Consider the following 17,963-nt stretch of genomic DNA (forward strand, 5'->3'; position numbering starts at 1 on the left):
AGGTGCTGCGTTGTCGGGCAAGGGCGGTCGAGCCGGCCGGTCAGGCCGCGAAGAAGCCGTGCGTGCTCATCTCGCGGATGCTGCTGTCGAATGCCTCGGCGATCTCCCGGACGTCGTCCTCGGAGTGCGCGGCGTTCAACAGAATCGTGTGCAGCTCAGGCAGATACACGCCGCGGCCGCGCATGTAGTACGCGAGGGCGAGGCTGGCTTTGATGTCCGCGCCGGACAGGCGATCCCGGATCAGCGGGCCCTTCGCGTAGTCGAACGCGATGGAGAAGATCGAGTGCTTCGCCTTGATACCGCACGGCACACCGAGCTCTTCGACGCTGGCCCGCATCAGCTCGTACAGTTGCCGGGTGCGCTCCTCCAACCGCTGGTAGATCTCCGGTGCGCCGGACAGCTCGCGCAGCACCGCGACACCGGCCGCGGCGGTGATCGAGTTACCGCTCATCGTGCCGCCGACGAAGGCCCGCGAATCCACGTCGAGGAACGGATCCTCGCTGGTGCGTGCGACGTTCACGACCTCGGTACGGCCGACGACCGCGCCGCACGGCAGACCGCCGCCGATGATCTTGCCGAGGCAGGTCAGGTCCGGGCGGACCTCGACCAGATGCTGGACGCCGCCGTAGCAGGCCCGGAAGCCGGTGACCACCTCGTCGAAGATCAGCACGATGCCGTGCGCCGTGCAGACCTCGCGCAGTTCGCGCAGGAACTCGGCGTCGTAGGTCACCGTGGCCGAGGGCATCGGTTCGATGATCACCGCGGCCACGTCGGCGGACTGCTCGGCCAGCACACGTAGGGAACTGGGGTCGCCGTATTGCAGCACCATGGTGTCCTCGACCACGACCTGGTGCACGCCTGCGGAATTCGCGATGGCCGTCGGCGCGCTGCGGTCGCCGCTGTAGCGGAACCACGAGCTGACCATGCCCTGATCGGAGAACCCGTGGTAGTGGCCCTCGAACTTAGCCACCCGCTGACGGCCGGTGTGCGCCCGGCCGAGGCGCAGCGCCACCTGGACCGCTTCGGTGCCCGAATTGGCAAGCACCACTTTGGCATCCGGGCCGAACGCCTCGGCGATCAGTTCCGCCAGTTCGAGCTCGGGCCGGTTGCCGAGCGAATTCACGGCGCCGCTGGCGGCGGCCTCGCTGATCGCCGCGACCGCGCACTTGGGCGCATAGCCGAGAATGTGCGGACCGTAGCCGGAGGACAGGTCGATATAGCTGTTGCCGTCGATGTCGACGATGCGCGAGCCTTCCGCCTCCGCCACGATGAGCGGAAACGCGCTCGGCAGTGCGAATCGATCGAGGTGCGAAGGCGCGATCAGCGGCCGCTGCTTGTCGTTCTTCACCTGCATCGACAGCGGGATCCGGCGACCGAGCCGATTCTCGAAGTCCGCCTTCAGCTCGTCGCTCATATAGGGCGAGAACCGGTCGGTGAACTTGCGGCCGTTACGCCAGATATCGATCTCGGGATCGATCCGGCAGATATAGCCCTCGCCGGTCAGGAACGCGAGCGCGAGCAGGGAGAACGACGTGGTAACGCGCGCGCCGTAACTGCGCAGCAGCCGGGTGCCCTCGTCGAAGAAGCCGACGGTGGACCACTTGTAGGACTCCGTCTCGAAATGCTTGCGCAAGATGACGGCCAGCTTGGCTTCGTACTCTTCGCGGGCCGGACCGAGCCGGCCGGGCTGGGCCACGAACGCACGGGTGAACCGGTCCGAGGCCACCGACCACTCCTTGCGGACACAGGCGTAGAAGAACGACGCCAGGTTCCACTTGTCGTCTTCGCTCAGGTATCCGACCAACCCGAAATCGAGCGCGATGATGCCGCCCTCGTGGGTGAACATCATGTTCCCCGGATGCGGGTCGACGTGGAAGCAGCCGTGGAAGAACGCCATCGTGTAGAAGACGTCCTGCAACCGGCGCGCCAGGTCCGGATGCGAAGCCTGCACCCGCTCGACCTCTTCGCCGGACACCGCGTCGACGAACTCCATGACCAGGATCTCGGCGCGGCAGAGCTCCTCGTGCACGGCCGGAATCGTCAGGTACGGGTGGGTCCGGAAGTTGTGCGCGACGGCTTGCTGGCGTTGCGCCTCGCCCAGCATGTCGCACTGGCCGATCAGGGCGGGCCGCAGTTCACCGAAGTGCGCCGGGCCGTCCAGCGAACGGACCTGCGGGATGATCCGGTGACCGATCGCGAGCAGCATGCCGATCACCGTCGAGCTGGCGCGAATACGTTCGGCGACACCGGCTTTCACGATCTTCACCGCGACGGCACGCCCGTCGCGCAGGGTCGCCCGGTGCACCTGTGCGACCGAGCCCACCGCGAGGGGTGTCCAGTCGAAGTCCGCGAAGATCTCCTCCACGGCGACGCCGAAACCTTCGCGCACCTTCTTGCGCAGTTTCCGGCGGCTCATCGGCGGCAGACCGGAGAAGAACTCACGGAAATTGTCGGCCGCGTCCGGGGAGAACCATCCGGTCTGCGTGCCGAGGATCTGCCCCGCCTTGATGTAGAGCGGTCCCATGCGCAGCAGGTAGCGGCGCAACATCGCGGTCTTACGGACGTCGTCGGTGCGATTGCGCGGCACGAGCAGGTACTCGGCCGCGAGAATGCTTGTCCACCAGGCAAGTCGGACGGTTTCGGCGATCCCGACCACAAGGCCGGTGCCCGGCCGCCGTCGGGCGGCGGGCGTATGTGCTGTCATGCGTGGTCCCCCAATTCTGCGAAACGTGCTGCGGGCCTGCGGTAGAGCGACGCCGCGGCGACCGGGCCCGCACCCGCGGCGAGCAGCAGCAGGTCCGACGCCGGGCCGTCGGCGGTGGCCGCCGCGTACGCGACCAAGGAGGCGGCGGTGTGCGGATCGCGGCCGTACCCGGTCGGTGCGGCCACGACGAGCCCGAACCCCAGCTCCGCGGCGACCCGCGCGCCGAAATCGGCCACCGGCTGCGTGGTGACCAAAGTCGTTGTGGCAGGGTCGATATGCTCGGCGTCCAGGCAGTCGGACGCGGCCCGGACCGCGGTCTTGAAGACCTCGTCCTCATCGAACACCGTGCCGAAGCTGAGAGTTTCCCGTCCGGCGGCGCCCATCTCGGCGAGATCGACGTATCCGTGCGGTTCGAACTTGCCGGTGGTCGCCGCACCGTACACCTTGCCGAAACCTACTTGCTGTGCAACATGTTTCAGTACAGCTGCGGCGCCGGTCGAGGCATAGGGGAACGACCGTGCGCGGTCGGTGGAGGGGTGGCCGTCGCCCGCGACGACCAGGCAGCGGCCGCTGCCGCGCGTCCGCAAGATCGCATCACACACCTCCACGGCACCGAGAAATCCGCACGGGCCGTTCATCAAATCGAAGGACAACACCGGCTCGATATCCGAGGCGTACCGCAGGCCTATTTCGGCGCGTTTCTGGATCAATGCGGCCACGGCCGGTTCCACGATATTCCGGTCGCGGTAGACGCCGGTATTGATGAAGGTATGGATACCGGCGTCGCCCACCTCGGCCACACAGGCACGCGCCGCCCGCACCGCGTGCTCGATGGCGCTTCCGGTATCCGCATCATTGCTCACCTGGACGGTTTCGACCACGATACCCATGGCTCACACACCTACTTCACGCAGAGATACGGAGATGGTCCCGTAGACCATTCCGGACGCGGACGGAACGATCAGCACCTTCGACCCGGGCGGTATCTCGCCTCGTTTCAAATGGTCGTGCAGGACCACGAAATGGGATGTCGATGCGGTATTGCCGTATTTTTCCAGCGACGTGAGATGTTCCGGTTGCGGACTCTCGTATTCGCGCGCCATCAGGCTGTTGACGTAATCGAGCGCGGGCTTGCTGAACTGGTGGTGGATGACGAAATCGAAGCCTTCCTGCTCGAACGAAGACCCCCGGGTCGCCAGATAGTCACGCAATCGACGAATACCTTGCAGATACCGTTCCTCGTTCTGCATGGCGCGATTGTCGGTGTACATCGCGATGCCCTGGTTCCGATCGCTGGGCATGCCGATGCAGAGATCGGCGTATTCGGCCGAGGTCATCATATCGATGAATTCGATCGAATCGCCCGGGCTGCCTTCCGCGTCCAGGACCACCGCGGCGCCCGCGTCGCCGACGGTGAGCGCGGCGAAGTGCGGGTCGTACTTCTTGGAGATCTCCCGTACCGCGGTCTCCGCGATGGGGGTGATCTGCTCTCCGCTGACCACCAGGCCGCGCCGGACCAGGCCGGCCCTGATCATGCTGTCCAGGATCAGCACGCCGGTGGACATGCCCGCGCACGCGTTCGTGATATCGAAGTATTTCGCGTCGTGCGCACCGATCGTGTTCCGGACGAGCAGCGCGAACGACGGTTCATAATAGAACTTGGTCCCGGCGACAGTTCGTGTTATCGACGTCGAGATCACGATGTCCAGGTCTTCGGCCGTATATCGGGAATTGTCCAGGCATTGTTGCGCGGCGGTCGATGCCAGCACACAGGAATCCTCGACGACTCCGTCCGCGTTCCGATGCACCCGCCGCTCCCGAATTCCGGTGATCCGCTCCAGATCGAAGCGGAATTCCGGATCCAACCGTCCCACCAATTCCTCGGTGGTGACCACCCGTTCCGGCACGTACGTGCCGATGGATTCGATACGAGTCAGGACCATTAATCATCCTCCAGGGAAAATCGACACAGCCCAGCACTACCGCACCGCACCGAGCGGCGGGCAGTGTTGATTCTCGCGTGTCAGCCGAACAACGAAGTCGGCAACAATACCCAGTGACGGCACGGCACTACCGCCGTCACTCGCTGGTCGATGCTCCGAATTCCACGTCGTTGGGAGAATCATGCGATCCACATCGTTGGGCCTCGCACGGACAGAGCAATCGACAGAACCACCGAATTAATCGCAGCAGAAAACCGGATCCTGCTGGGTAATCAGGTCAGAAAGATTGACATCTCATTGGTTCGCATCACCACAACTAGACCCCCATTGCGTAGATAACGGCACGGACGATCCGACTATTTAAACTCGGTCTCATCTGGATCGTCTGGCAACTGAGGTTACCCGACCGGGTCAGGTCAGGCAATACTAAGAAACCGACTGCCCATGATTCCCCGACCACGCCGTCATCGAGATGCGTTCTGCCGCAGGATGTTAGACAGCCCCCTCGATGTTCTTGCGAATTGTGTTGCACACCAATATCTTTCACTACTTCGAAACCTGCTCGGGCACATCCGCTCTCGCTGCGGTGGGCGCCGCGGGCCGCCGCGTGGCAGGAACTTGCCATTGACCCTCCCGCGCGCACGCCGAGACGGGCATCACGACATCACACCCCGGCCCGCATCGGCGCAGCGGAGCTCGGGCACGATGGTGCCCATGGAATTGCGCATCTTCACCGAACCGCAGCAGGGTGCGAGCTACGACACCCTGCTCACCGTTGCCAAGGCCACCGAGGATCTGGGATTCGACGCGTTCTTCCGGTCCGACCACTACCTGAAGATGGGCGACGCCGACGGCCTGCCCGGCCCCACCGACGCGTGGATCACCCTCGCCGGACTGGCCAGGGAGACCAAGCGGATCCGGCTGGGCACCCTCGTCACCGCCGCCACCTTCCGGCTGCCCGGCCCACTGGCCATCCAGGTCGCGCAGGTGGACCAGATGTCCGGCGGACGGGTGGAGCTGGGCCTGGGCAGCGGCTGGTTCGCCGAGGAGCACGCCGCCTACGGCATCCCCTTCCCGGCGGACAAGTTCGCGCGCTTCGAGGAGCAACTGGCGATCATCACCGGGCTGTGGTCCACCAAGCCCGGCGACACCTTCTCCTTCGACGGCGAGCACTACCAGCTCACCGACTCTCCCGCGTTGCCGAAGCCGGTGCAGAGTCCGGTGCCGTTGCTGATCGGCGGCCACGGCGCCAAGCGCACGCCGCGCCTGGCCGCCGAGTACGCGACCGAGTTCAACATGCCGTTCTCCTCGATCGAGGACAGCGCCGCCCAGTTCGGCCGGGTACGCGCCGCCGCCGAGGCCCGCGGCCGCCGGGGCGAGGACCTCGTCTACTCGAACGGTCTCGTCGCCTGCGTCGGCGCGAACGACGCCGAGGTGGCCCGGCGCGCCGCTGCGATCGGCCGCGAGGTGGCCGAACTGAAGACGAACGGCCTGGCCGGCTCGCCCGCCGAAGTGGTCGACAAGATCGGTCGCTACGCCGAGATCGGTACCCAGCGGATCTACTTGCAGATCCTCGATCTCGCCGACCTCGACCACCTCGCGTTGATCGCGGACCAGGTGCAGGCCAAGCTCTGACCCGCGGACCGGCGGCGCCGCTCGGCTCAGTCGAGCGGCCTGCTGGTCGGCAGGTTGACGAAGCTCGGCGCGGCCGGATCCAGCAGCAGCGATTGCGGTTTCAGTTCGGTGTTGTTCAGCAGCGGCCGGAAAGCCAGCGCCTTCGGCGAGTTTCCGGCGAAGACGTCGACGCGCAGTCGATGCCCCGGTTGCAGCACCGCCTGCACCGGAATGACGGCGATATCCAGTACCGTCGGCTCACCGGGCACCACGGGCAGTAGCCGATCCAGGGTGATCGGGTTGTACGGTGCGGTGAAATCACCGTTGGCCGAACGGGTGCTCTTCGCCTCGTCGATCGCGCGCATCGACGCGGTCAGCTGGCCGGTGCTCAACACGGTGGAAGTACCGTCCGGCGCAACATCGTTCACGGTCACCGACCAGTAGCCGTCGGTCGCGTCGTGCACGGTGTTGAGATGGGCGTTGATCGGCCCGGAGATGACCGTCGGCTCGGCGACCGGCGCGCCGGTGAAGGTCAGCGCGTTCTGCTCGGCGATCCGGGAATCCTTGGCGCACATGTCCAATGCCGCGGTGAGACCCGCCGACCCCTGGGCGGCGTCGCGCGAACACACGGTGCTCAAGCCGGGCGCCACCGTCAGGGTCTTGCGCTCGCCCGGCCCCGCAGCGGCCAGCGACCCGTCGTAGACGCTCGTCGCGGTGCCACTCGGCGCCGCGGTCAGATACACGCGGCGGTGGGTGACGTCGGTCTGGGGGAACTCCCCCAGCGTGATCCAGCCGCCGCCCTGCTCCCAGACGGTCACCGGGCCGAAGTCGCCGATCCCGTGGTCGATGTCCTTGAGCCACTTGTCGAACCACACCCGCTGCAACACCGGCAGCCGCGGCGGTGCGCCCGGAAAGCCGGTGCCCGAACCCGGATTCGCGTGATAGGTGTCGCCGACGATCAACTGTTTCTGGTTCGGGGCCAACGGTATCGCGTTGTAGAGCTTCGTGGCGCTGTTGGCGAAGATATCGTGCCACCCGCTGTAGACGAAGGTGGGCACGGTGATCCGCTCCGGGTGGCCCAGAATGCCTTGGCGCAGTTCGCTGTTCTCGTCCAGCAACTCGGCCAGGGCGGGCGGCACGGCGTCCAGCGACGGCGTGACCAACGCCTGGACCAGCAGGTCGTAATTTGTCGACGGGTCGGCCATCCGGTCGTGGAACCACTGCCAGTCGAAGGTGCCGTCGAGCATCGAGCGCACGTCGGGCAGCACCTTCATCTGGTTCACGTTGCTCAGCCAGAGCGGCATGAAGGTGGTGCCGATGCCGCCGCCCGGCGCGACGACGTCGCGCATCAGGTCACTGCCCGGCGTGACCGGGAAGATGGCTTTCAGTGCGGCCGGGGCGTTTTCGGCCGCGCGGAGCTGGTTGATGCCCGCGTAGGAACCGCCGTTCATGCCGATCTTGCCGCTGGACCACGGCTGGGCGGCGGCCCACTCGATCACCTCCCGGGTGTCCAGTTGCTCGCGCGCGCCGAGCGTGTCCCACATCCCCTGGGAGAAGCCGGTGCCCCGGACATCGGCGATCACCTGCGTGTAGCCGCTGCGGATGAGGTCGCGATCGATGCCGAGCACGGTGTGCACGGTGCCGCCGTCGAGCGCGTGCAGCAGATCCTCGAAACCGCTGACCGGGGTGCCGGACAGGTCCATCCGCCGGATCAGGTCCACTGCCATCGGTTGCAGATTCGGGATGGCCAGCGCCGAATCGACCAGATTGGACGCCAGTTTGCTGTACGGCGTGAGATTCACGATCGTCGGCAAGGGCCGCTGCTCGATCTGTCCCGCGGCGTCCATCGGACGGTACACATTGGCCTTCAACACGACGCCGTCGCTCATCCGGATGGGGACGTCCCAGTCGATGTGCACATCGGCGTAGGGCTGCGGTCCGTCATGGAGTGCGGTCCAGCGCTCGCTGCGCTGACCATCGGGGTCGTTGCTCGGTTCCGCGGCTGCGGCGCCGGATAGGGAATCTACCGCGAACAGACCGCCGGCCACGAGCACGGCTACCGCCGTCACCGCTCGAGCCACACTGACAAACCGTTGTGCCACTTGACGCCCCGAACGCATCCGTCTCCTCGACTGAGTTCTCGCACGCTGATTGAGTTACGGTGTAGCGAGGGGACAACATAGCAATCGTGGTGCGAATTTCCCGGGAGGTACGGCCCAGTCGGTTTGTCCGGGTCTGATATGCCCGGATGACTCTGCGGCCCCCACTGCGGCGACGGCAGTCTGGCGGCGCGTATCGGATTGGTACGGCACGCATTTGGGTCGAGTCACGAAGCCGGTCTCGGTCCGGGCAGGCCCGGCCGTCCACGCCGGTTCCTGATCAGGACGCCCGGTCTTGGTCGCCCAGATCTTCCTCGTCCAGCACGGCGTCACCCAGCGCGACGTCCTTGCAGGCCTCGAGCAACGGCTGCAGGCGGTCCATCGCACTGCTGCGCACGGCGAGCACCGTCGGCAACGCGAGCACGCCCGGTGTGCACAGCGGCAGGAACGCCACTCTGCTGCTGCGCAACAGCCGGGCGTGCGGTGCGTACAGCACGGTCCACCCGGGTTCGCCCGCGCCGAGCACCGCCAGGGTGTCCTGGATGGAGATCTGCTCGGGGCCGAGCACCGGCTCGAAACCCGCGTTGTGGCAAGCGGTGAGCACCAGATCGTCGAGTAACGCGTTGTTGAGGCGGTTGGTCAGATACAGCGGCAGCTCGGCCAGTTCGGCCAGATCCACGCAGCGATCGAGCGCCGAAGGATGGTCGGCGGGCAGCGCGACCACCAGCTCGTCGTGCCAGACCGGGATCTGGCGCACGCCCTCCGGGGCCGCCACCTCGCCGCGCAGAAACGCCGCGTCCCACTCGTATTCCGAGACCTTGCGCAAGCGCTGCCCGAGGGCGGCGGACGTCAGCTCGACCTTCAGGCCCGGGGCGCGCTGTTTCAACGCGACCAGCAATCGCTCCAATCGCTCGCCCATGCCGCGACTGGTCCCGATCCGCAATACCGAAGGCGGGGTGAGGAAATCGGCGACGCTGGATCGCGCGCGCCGCTCCGCCGCCAGCACCCGGCGGGCGGCAGGCAGGAACGCCGCCCCGGCCTCGGTGAGCCGGACGCTGCGGGGTGAACGTTCCAGCAGGACCACGCCGAGCTCACGCTCCAGCCTGCTGAGCTGCTGGCTGACCGACGACTGCACGATCATCAGCCGCTCGGCCGCCCTGCCGAAATGTAGTTCTTCGGCCACCGCGACGAAGTATCTCAGTTGACGAAGTTCCACATGACCTCTGCGGGGTTCGGGGACAAGACTTGGGTCAGGCTACCGCCCGTGCCGCGCGGGTCACCGATGCGGCTTGTTCCAGCGCGCCGCGCGGCACGCTGGACGACAATGGACAACTCGATGTCCACACGCGATGACAGCGGAGGTGCGCTGGTGCGCAAGTCGGCGATCAGGTCGAGCAGCAGTCCCCGGATACGCGCCGGGACGGCGGCGATGCTGCTGGTCGGCGCCCTGTCCGCGTGTGCGGAGTCGCACGACCCGGCCACCGCGCCGACCGGCACCACACCGGTGACCACCGCGCCCGTCACCGCCGCGAGCAACCCGGCGGGCACCCCAGCGCTGGACGCGGCCGAGGAGATCGCGCAGGGCATCGAGGTGCCGTGGGGGCTCGCGCTCATCCCCGGCGGCGGCGCCCTGGTGGCCGAGCGCGACAGCGGGCGGATTCTGCGGATCATGCCGGGACAGGCGCCCGAACCGGTGCATCAGGTGCCGGGCGTCGACGCGCGCGGCGAAGGCGGGCTCCTCGGTGTGGCGCTGTCCCCGCAGTATCTCGAAAACCGCCAGGTGTACGCCTATTTCACGGCGAAGAACGACAATCGGATCGTCCGGCTGCGGCCCGACGGCCCACCGGAGCTGATCTTCGCCGGAATCGCCAAGGCGGGCAACCACAATGGTGGACGGATCGCCTTCGGGCCGGACGGCATGCTGTATGTGGGAACCGGCGACGCGGGGCAGAGCGCGCTTTCCCAGGATCCCGCCGGCCCTAACGGGAAGATCCTCCGGCTCACTCCCGAAGGCCAACCGGCGCAAGGCAACCCGACTCCGGGCTCGCCGGTCTACAGCCTGGGCCATCGCAATGTACAGGGTTTGGCGTGGGACGGTTCGGGTCGCTTGTTCGCGGCGGAGTTCGGGCAGAACAGGTTCGACGAGATCAACCTGATCGAACCCGGGCGTAACTACGGCTGGCCGACCGTCGAGGGGAAAGGCGGCGCCGATCGCGGATTCACCGAGCCGCTGCTCACCTGGTCGACCGCCGAGGCTTCACCCTCCGGCATCGCAATCGGCGGGGACACACTGTATGTCGCGGCGTTGCGCGGCGAGCGACTGTGGGTGGTGCCCCTGCGCGACGGAGTGCCCGGCGAGCCACGAGCCGAGCTGCGCAACACCTACGGCCGCCTGCGCACCGTCATCGCGGCACTGGACGGCGCACTGTGGATCACCACCTCCAACACCGACGGACGCGGCGACGAGCGACCGAACGACGATCGCGTCGTACGCTTCCCAGCGCGCTGAGCCGCTCAGTCGCGCACCGGCAGCACGACCGCCCGGCCCAACCGCCACACCGCGAACGTCAACGGCACACCCGGTCGATAGGCCAGGTGCGTGACCGACGGCGCGTCCAGCACCTGGAGATCCGCGCGCGCACCGACGCGCACCACGCCGACGTCGTCGCGGCGCAGTGCACGCGCGCCGCCCGCGGTCGCGGCGTACACCGCTTCGGCGACCGAAAGACCCATCTGCAAGACCGCGGTCGCCACGCAGAACGCCATGGAGGTGGTGTAGGAGCTGCCGGGATTCGCGTTGGTGGCCAGCGCGACCGTCGCGCCCGCGTCCAGCAGCGCGCGGGCGGGGGCGAGCCGCTGTCTGGTGGACAGATCGCACGCGGGCAACACGGTGGCGACGGTGTCGGAGGCGGCGAGCGCTTCGATATCCGCGTCGGTCAGATAGGTGCAGTGATCCACGCTCGCCGCACCGTGTTTCACCGCCAATTGCACACCGGGCCCGGGACCGAGCTGGTTACCGTGCACGCGCAACCCGAGGCCGCGCGCATCGGCCGCCCGGAGCACCCGGTCGGTCTGGGCTTCGTCGAACGCGCCGGTCTCACAGAACACATCGGCCCACCGGACGTAGGGCGCGACCGCGTCGAGCATCGCTCCGCACACCAGATCGACGTAGTGGTCGGCAGTCATCCCGGACGGCACCAGGTGCGCACCGAGGAAGGTCACTTCGTCGGCGGCCGCGGCGGCGAGCCGAGCGGAGCGCAGTTCGTCGGCGACGCTGAGCCCATAGCCCGTCTTGGTCTCGATACAGGTGCTGCCCTGCCGCCGGGCCTCGGCGATGTGCCGCGCCAGATTGGCCGAAAGTTGTTCGTCCGACGCGGCTCTCGTGGCGGCGACGGTGGTCGCGATGCCGCCCGCGCGGTAGGGCCGTCCCGCCATCCGCGCCTCGAACTCGGCGGTGCGGTCCCCCGCGAAGACGAGGTGGGTGTGGCTGTCGACCCAGCCGGGCAGCACGGCGCGACCGCCCACGTCGACCCGTTCGTCGGCCGCGGGCGCCGCGGTGGCCGGGCCGACCCAGGCGATGCGCTGGCCGTCGAGCAGCACCGCCGCGTCGCGCAGCTGGCCCTCCTCGGTATTGGTGGTGAGTTCGCCGATACCGGTGATCAGGGTCGACACAGTGCCTCGATCTCCTCTCGCAACACGGTTGCTGGGTGGTCCACGCGCAGGTGGCGGTGCTCGGTCACCACGGGCCGCCCGGCGATCAGCACCGCGCGGACATCACTCGCGCCGGCGGCGAACAGCGCGGCGGCGGGCGCGGTACCCGCGGTGCGGATCGAATCCAGGTCGACGGTGACCAGGTCGGCGGCCGCGCCGACGGCGATCCGCCCGGCTTCGGGCCAGCCGATGGACGCGTGATCGGTGGCGGCACGGTACAACTCGGCCGGGGTGAAGCGGCCACGAGCCCGGCTGGCCAGACGTTCGTCGAGTTCGAGCGCCCGCCATTCCTCGAACGCATCGATGACCGCGTGACTGTCGGTGCCGAGGCACAGTCCGACGCCGGCGTCGGACAGCGCACGCGCCGGGCCGATACCGTCACCGAGGTCGCGTTCGGTGGTGGGACAGAAGCACGCCCGGCTGGCGGAGTCGGCGAGCAGTCCGATATCCAACGCGGTGAGGTGGGTCGCGTGCACCGCGACGGTCTGCGGCCCGAGCACCCCGGTCTTCGCCAGCAGGGCCGTCGGCGTGAGGCCGTGCGCGGCAACGCAATCACTGTTCTCGGCGGGCTGCTCGGACAGGTGGACATGCAACGGCCGGCCGGCCGCCGCCGCCGCGATGACCGGCAGCGCGGCCGACGGCACGGCCCGCACCGAATGCGCGGCGACGCCGGTGCGCACCAGCTCCGAGGTCGGTGTGAACGCGGCGGCGCGGGTGGCCCACGCGTCCACGGTGCCGTCGCTGAAACGCAGCTGATGCTCGCCCAGCTCGACACCGAAACCGCCTGCGAGATAGCAGGTGTCGAGCAGGGTCAGCCGGATGCCCGCGTCCGCGGCGGCGGCCGCGAGCGCGGCGCTCATGGCGGTGGGATCGGCGTAGGGCACGCCGCCCGGCGCGTGGTGCAGATAGTGGAACTCGCCGACGCTGGTGTAGCCGGCCAGCACCATCTCCGCGTAGACGGCGCGGGCCAGCCGATAGTACGAGTCCGGATCCAGCCGCGCCGCAACGGCGTACATGCGCTCGCGCCACGTCCAGAACGTGCCCTGATCGTGCTGGGTGCGGCCGCGCAGCGCACGATGGAAGGCGTGCGAGTGCGCGTTGGCGAATCCCGGCACGGTCAGCCCGCGCAGCAGCTCACCGGCGGGCTCGGCGCCCGGGACCACCGAGTGGATCGCCGTCCCGCGCACGTCGATCGCCACGCCGGTCGCCAAACCATCCGGCAGCCACGCATATTCGGCCCAATACACGGTCACGGCCGCACCTCCGGCGCGGCGGGCCGTGTGGTGCTTGCGAGCTGGTCGCGGCTCATCCGGCCAGCTCCTCCAGCACACGCGCCAAACCCTGTGCGCCACTGGCCACATCGGCGGCCTCGGCATGTTCCTCGGGGGCGTGGCTGATGCCGGTGGGATTGCGCACGTACAGCATGCCCGAGGGCACGTGGGCCGCGAGAATGCCCGCATCGTGACCGGCGCCGGTCGGCAGCGCGGGGACGCCGCCGAGCACTTTGTCCATCCGCCGCCGCAGCGGCTCGTCGAAAACCACGTCGTCCGAATAGGACTCCTCGGTGACGGTCAGCTCGCAGCCCTCGGCCGCGGCGGCCGCGGACGCCGCCTCGGTGATGTCCTCGACGAGTGCCGCGGTGCGGCCGTCGCCGGCCGCGCGCGCGTCCAGCCACAGATCCACCGTGGAGGCGATCACGTTCGTGCCGCCCGGCGTGGGCACCAGCCTGCCCACCGTGGCGCGGGCGTCGGTCATCGCGGCCGCGGCCCGGCGGGCGGCGGCCACCACGGCGGCGGCGGGCAGCATCGGGTCGTGCCGGTCGCCGAGCCTGGTCGCACCCGCGTGATTGCCCTGCCCCGAGAAGGAGAATCGGTAGCGACCGTGCGCGATGATGGTGCTGCCGGTGGCGATCGGGCTGTCCAGCTCGATCAGGCCACGGCCCTGCTCGACGTGCAACTCCACGAAACACCCGATCTTCGACAGCAGCTCGGGGTCGGGCCCGAACCGTTTCGGATCGTGCCCCGCCTTCACCGCCGCCTCGGCGAGGGTGATGCCTTCCGCGTCACGGAGGTTGCGGGCGCGATCGGGGTCGAGGGCGCCGGTGAGCAGCCGGGAACCGAGGCAGGGCACCCCGAACCGCCCGCCTTCTTCCTCGGCGAAGACCAGCACGGCGAGCGGCCGCGCGGGCGTGAAACCCTTGTCCTGCAGGATCTCCACCGCCGCGAGGGCACTGGCGACGCCGAGCGGGCCGTCGAAGGCGCCGCCGCCGGGTACCGAATCGAGATGGCTGCCGGTGACCACCGCGCCGGCCTCCGGACTTCCCCACCAAGCCCAGATGTTGCCGTTGCGGTCGGTGTTCACGTCCAGTCCGATGTGCAGCGCCTGGTCGATATACCAGTCGCGCAACTCGAAATCGGCGTAGTCGTAGACATGGCGCGAATAGCCGCCGCGCCGCGCATCCCTTCCGACACCGGCGATTTCGGCCATCAGCTCGTTCACGCCCACGGCGTCGCTCCTGTCGTGCTCGGTCCCGGCCGGCGGTTCACGGCGCCTCGTGCATGGGGACGCGGACGCCGCGCTCGGCGGCGATCTTGTTCGCGCGGTCGTAGCCCGCGTCCACGTGCCGGATCACGCCCGTGCCGGGGTCGTTGGTGAGCACCCGCTCGATCTTCTGCGCGGCCAGCGCGGTGCCGTCGGCGACGCACACCTGCCCGGCGTGAATGGAGCGGCCGATGCCGACGCCGCCGCCGTGATGGATGGAGACCCAGCTCGCGCCGGACGCGGTGTTGAGCATGGCGTTCAGCAGCGGCCAGTCCGCGATCGCGTCGGAGCCGTCGGCCATCGCCTCGGTCTCCCGGTACGGCGAGGCCACGCTGCCGGAGTCGAGGTGATCGCGCCCGATCACCACCGGCGCCTGCAATTCGCCGCTGGCCACCATCTCGTTGAAGCGCAATCCCGCGAGGTGGCGCTCACCGTAACCGAGCCAGCAGATGCGAGCCGGAAGGCCTTGGAAGGCAACGCGTTCGCTCGCCATCGTGATCCACCGGCGCAGCGATTCGTGCTCCGGGAACAGCTCCAGCATGGCGCGGTCGGTGGCCGCGATATCGGCCGGGTCGCCCGACAGCGCGGCCCAGCGGAACGGGCCCTTGCCTTCGCAGAACAGCGGCCGGATATAGGCGGGGACGAAGCCGGGGAAATCGAACGCCCGGTCGCAGCCGCCGAGCTGTGCTTCACCACGTAGCGAATTGCCGTAGTCGAATACCTCGGCGCCCCGGTCGAGGAAGCCGAGCATCGCGCCGACGTGCTCGGCCATCGATTCGCGCGCGCGCTCGGTGAACTCGTCCGGTTTCTTGGCCGCGTAGTCCGCCCAGTCCTCGACGGCGATGCCGCGCGGCAGGTAGGCCAGCGGGTCGTGCGCGGAGGTCTGGTCGGTGACGATCTCGGGATCCAGCCCCAGCTCCAGCAGGCGCGGCAGCACCTCGGCGGCATTGCCGATCAGCCCTACGGACAAGGCTTTTCGCTGCTTGCGGGCCTCGCTCACGCGGCGCACCGCGTCGTCCAGGTCGGTGGCGACCTCGTCGAGATAGCGCTCCTGCACGCGCCGGTGCGCGCGGGCCGGATCGCATTCGATCACCAGCGCCACACCGTCGTTCATGGTCACCGCGAGAGGTTGCGCGCCGCCCATGCCGCCCAGGCCCGCGGTCACCGTGAGCGTGCCGGCGAGGCTGCCGCCGAACCGCTTGTCGGCCACCGCCGCGAAGGTCTCGTAGGTGCCCTGCAGGATGCCCTGCGTGCCGATGTAGATCCACGAGCCCGCGGTCATCTGGCCGTACATGGTCAGGCCGAGCGATTCGAGCCTGCGGAACTCGGGCCAATTCGCCCAATCGCCGACCAGATTGGAGTTCGCGATCAGCACCCGGGGCGCCCACTCGTGGGTGCGGAACACGCCGACCGGCTTGCCCGACTGCACCAGCAGCGTCTCGTCGGTCTCCAGGGTGGTCAGGCAGCGGGTGATCGCGTCGAAACTGGCCCAGTCGCGCGCGGCCTTACCGGTGCCGCCGTACACCACCAGATCCTGCGGGCGCTCGGCCACCGCCGGGTCGAGGTTGTTGTGCAGCATCCGCATGGCGGCCTCGGCCTGCCAGTTCTTGGCGGTGAGCTGCGTCCCCCGCGCGGCCGTGATTACTCGAGTCATGAAATCTGCCCCTGCCTGTGCTCGTTCAGAAAAAGAGAAGTGGCTGCCACGGCCGTGTCGATGACCCGCCCGTTCATGCGCTCAGCTGCGCTTCGACCGCGCGGGCGAGCGCGCCTGAACGCACCAGTCGCTCCGCGGCGGCGATCTCGGGCGCGAGGTGCCGATCCGGGCCGGGGCCGTCGACCTCGGCGCGCAGCAGCGCCACCGCGGCGGCGGTCGCCGGGCCCGGACGCAGCGGGGCGCGCAAGTCGAGTGCCCTTGCGGCCGTGAGGTATTCGACGGCCAGGACGGTGGCCAGGCCGTCTACGGCGGTGCGCAGTTTGCGGGCCGCGGACCAGCCCATCGAGACGTGGTCCTCTTGCATCGCGCTGCTGGGAATCGAATCCACCGAGGCGGGCACGGCCAGCCGCTTCAGTTCGCTGACCACCGCGGCCTGGGTGTACTGGGCGATCATATGGCCGGAGTCGACGCCGGGGTCGGCGGCCAGGAACGCCGGAAGGCCATGGGACCGTGCGACATCCAGCATCCGGTCGGTGCGGCGTTCGGCCATGCTCGCCACGTCGGCCACCGGGATCGCCAGGAAGTCGAGCACATAGGCGACCGGGGCGCCGTGGAAGTTGCCGTTGGATTCCAGGCGACCGTCGGCCAGCACCACCGGGTTGTCGACGGCCGCGGCCAGCTCCCGGCTCGCGACCAGTTCGGCGTGCGCCACGGTGTCCCGGGCCGCACCGTGCACCTGCGGCGCGCAGCGCAGCGAGTAGGCGTCCTGTACCCGATTGCAGTCGGGCCCACGGTGACTGGCCACGATGTCCGAGCCGGCCAGCGCGGCCGCGATCCGGGCGGCGGAGCGGCCTTGTCCCGGATGCGGGCGCAAGGCCTGCAGGTCGGCGGCGAAGACCCGGTCGGTGCCGAGCAACGCTTCCACACTCATCGCCGCGGTGATGTCGGCGACGTCGAGCAGCATGGTCAGGTCGGCCAGCGCGAGCACCAGCATGCCGAGCATGCCGTCGGTGCCGTTGGTCAGCGCCAGCCCCTCCTTCTCGGCGAGGACCACCGGCTGGATGCCGTTGAGGCGCAGCGCTTTTCCGGCGTCCATCACGGTGCCCGCGGCGTCGGTGACCTCGCCCTCGCCCATGAGCGCCAGCGCGACGGCGGCCAGCGGGGCGAGGTCGCCGGAGCAGCCGAGGGAGCCGTACTCGTGGACGACCGGGGTGATGTCGGCGTTGATCAACGCGGCGAGCGTGGCGGCCGTCTCCGGCCGCACGCCGGTGTGGCCGGTGGCCAGGGTGCGCAGCCGCAGTACCATCAGCGCGCGAACCACCTCACGCTCCACCGGGCGACCGGCGCCCGCGGCGTGCGAGCGGATCAGCGAGCGCTGCAACGCGACCCGGCTCTCGGCCGGGATGTGGCGGGTCGCCAGCGCGCCGAACCCGGTGGAGACACCGTAGGTCGGCACCGCGCCCGCGGCCAGCGCGTCGACGTGGGCCCGTGCCGCGGCCAGCCGCTCCTCGGTGGCCTGGCTGAGGTGGACCTTGGCGCCGTGCCGGGCGACCGCGACGACCTGCTCCCCGGTGAGGGGTGCGTCGAGGGCCACGGCGGGTAGTTGTGCGGTGTCGGGCATGGCCACTATTCCACCGTCGCGACGGGCAGCGGAGAACGCGGGCCGGTGCGATAGTGTCTGATATACAAGACACGCC

General features: G+C 68.8%; 12 protein-coding genes. 2 read left to right on the plus strand and 10 right to left on the minus strand.

Annotation, left to right across the window (positions count from 1 at the left end):
- Positions 1 to 40: 40 nt before the first annotated feature.
- Genes NBRGI_RS18655 through NBRGI_RS18665 form a run of 3 tightly spaced genes read right to left on the minus strand, consistent with a single transcriptional unit; the run spans position 41 to position 4,647 of the window.
- Positions 41 to 2,704, minus strand: a complete 2,664-nt coding sequence (locus NBRGI_RS18655) for an aminotransferase class III-fold pyridoxal phosphate-dependent enzyme (RefSeq protein WP_029898005.1) — start codon at positions 2,702 to 2,704, stop codon at positions 41 to 43.
- Entirely contained in the window at positions 2,701 to 3,594 is an 894-nt protein-coding gene (locus tag NBRGI_RS18660; RefSeq protein WP_051727873.1) for a hypothetical protein, read from the minus strand. Before NBRGI_RS18660 ends, NBRGI_RS18655 begins: the two co-directional genes overlap by 4 nt.
- A gap of 3 nt (positions 3,595 to 3,597) precedes the next feature.
- The gene (locus tag NBRGI_RS18665; RefSeq protein ID WP_029898009.1) at positions 3,598 to 4,647 is read right to left on the minus strand and encodes a 3-oxoacyl-ACP synthase III family protein; all 1,050 of its coding nucleotides are present in this window, start codon (positions 4,645 to 4,647) and stop codon (positions 3,598 to 3,600) included.
- A 714-nt stretch (positions 4,648 to 5,361) separates the two neighbouring features.
- Between NBRGI_RS18665 and NBRGI_RS18670 the strand changes: the two genes are divergently transcribed.
- A complete protein-coding gene (locus tag NBRGI_RS18670; RefSeq protein ID WP_029898011.1) occupies positions 5,362 to 6,282 on the plus strand; it encodes an LLM class F420-dependent oxidoreductase in 921 nt (306 codons plus the stop codon).
- A gap of 26 nt (positions 6,283 to 6,308) precedes the next feature.
- Here NBRGI_RS18670 and NBRGI_RS18675 read toward each other — a convergent pair whose 3' ends face one another.
- Together NBRGI_RS18675 and NBRGI_RS18680 are read right to left on the minus strand one after the other, a co-directional pair.
- Positions 6,309 to 8,381 (minus strand): CocE/NonD family hydrolase, encoded by a 2,073-nt coding sequence (locus tag NBRGI_RS18675; RefSeq protein ID WP_370627789.1) that lies wholly within the window; start codon positions 8,379 to 8,381, stop codon positions 6,309 to 6,311.
- Positions 8,382 to 8,640: 259 nt separating this feature from the next.
- On the minus strand, positions 8,641 to 9,576 hold the full coding sequence (locus NBRGI_RS18680; protein ID WP_051727874.1) for a LysR family transcriptional regulator: 936 nt from the start codon (positions 9,574 to 9,576) through the stop codon (positions 8,641 to 8,643).
- Between the two features lie 213 nt (positions 9,577 to 9,789).
- Here NBRGI_RS18680 and NBRGI_RS18685 point away from each other — a divergent pair, with 213 nt between their 5' ends.
- Positions 9,790 to 10,869, plus strand: coding sequence for a PQQ-dependent sugar dehydrogenase (locus tag NBRGI_RS18685; protein ID WP_370627792.1), 1,080 nt, complete (start codon positions 9,790 to 9,792; stop codon positions 10,867 to 10,869).
- 5 nt (positions 10,870 to 10,874) lie between these two features.
- On the opposite strand, the gene hutI is transcribed toward NBRGI_RS18685, so the two are convergent.
- The 5 genes from hutI to hutH all read right to left on the minus strand — a co-directional run bounded on the left by hutI (position 10,875) and on the right by hutH (position 17,887).
- A complete protein-coding gene (gene hutI, locus NBRGI_RS18690; protein WP_029898018.1) occupies positions 10,875 to 12,032 on the minus strand; it encodes an imidazolonepropionase in 1,158 nt (385 codons plus the stop codon).
- Positions 12,020 to 13,324 (minus strand): formimidoylglutamate deiminase, encoded by a 1,305-nt coding sequence (locus tag NBRGI_RS18695; protein WP_029898021.1) that lies wholly within the window; start codon positions 13,322 to 13,324, stop codon positions 12,020 to 12,022. Before NBRGI_RS18695 ends, hutI begins: the two co-directional genes overlap by 13 nt.
- Before the next feature lie 52 nt (positions 13,325 to 13,376).
- Positions 13,377 to 14,576 carry an allantoate amidohydrolase gene (locus NBRGI_RS18700; protein ID WP_148310868.1) on the minus strand — a complete coding sequence of 400 codons (1,200 nt, stop codon included), beginning with the start codon at positions 14,574 to 14,576 and terminating at the stop codon, positions 13,377 to 13,379.
- A gap of 37 nt (positions 14,577 to 14,613) precedes the next feature.
- Positions 14,614 to 16,266, minus strand: coding sequence for a urocanate hydratase (gene hutU / locus NBRGI_RS18705; protein WP_029898024.1), 1,653 nt, complete (start codon positions 16,264 to 16,266; stop codon positions 14,614 to 14,616).
- A gap of 73 nt (positions 16,267 to 16,339) precedes the next feature.
- Positions 16,340 to 17,887: a histidine ammonia-lyase gene (gene hutH / locus NBRGI_RS18710; protein WP_029898026.1), complete on the minus strand. Its 1,548-nt coding sequence runs from the start codon at positions 17,885 to 17,887 to the stop codon at positions 16,340 to 16,342.
- Positions 17,888 to 17,963 lie beyond the last annotated feature (76 nt).

This window comes from Nocardia brasiliensis IFM 10847, from assembly GCF_000710915.1.
Classification (GTDB): domain Bacteria; phylum Actinomycetota; class Actinomycetes; order Mycobacteriales; family Mycobacteriaceae; genus Nocardia; species Nocardia brasiliensis_A.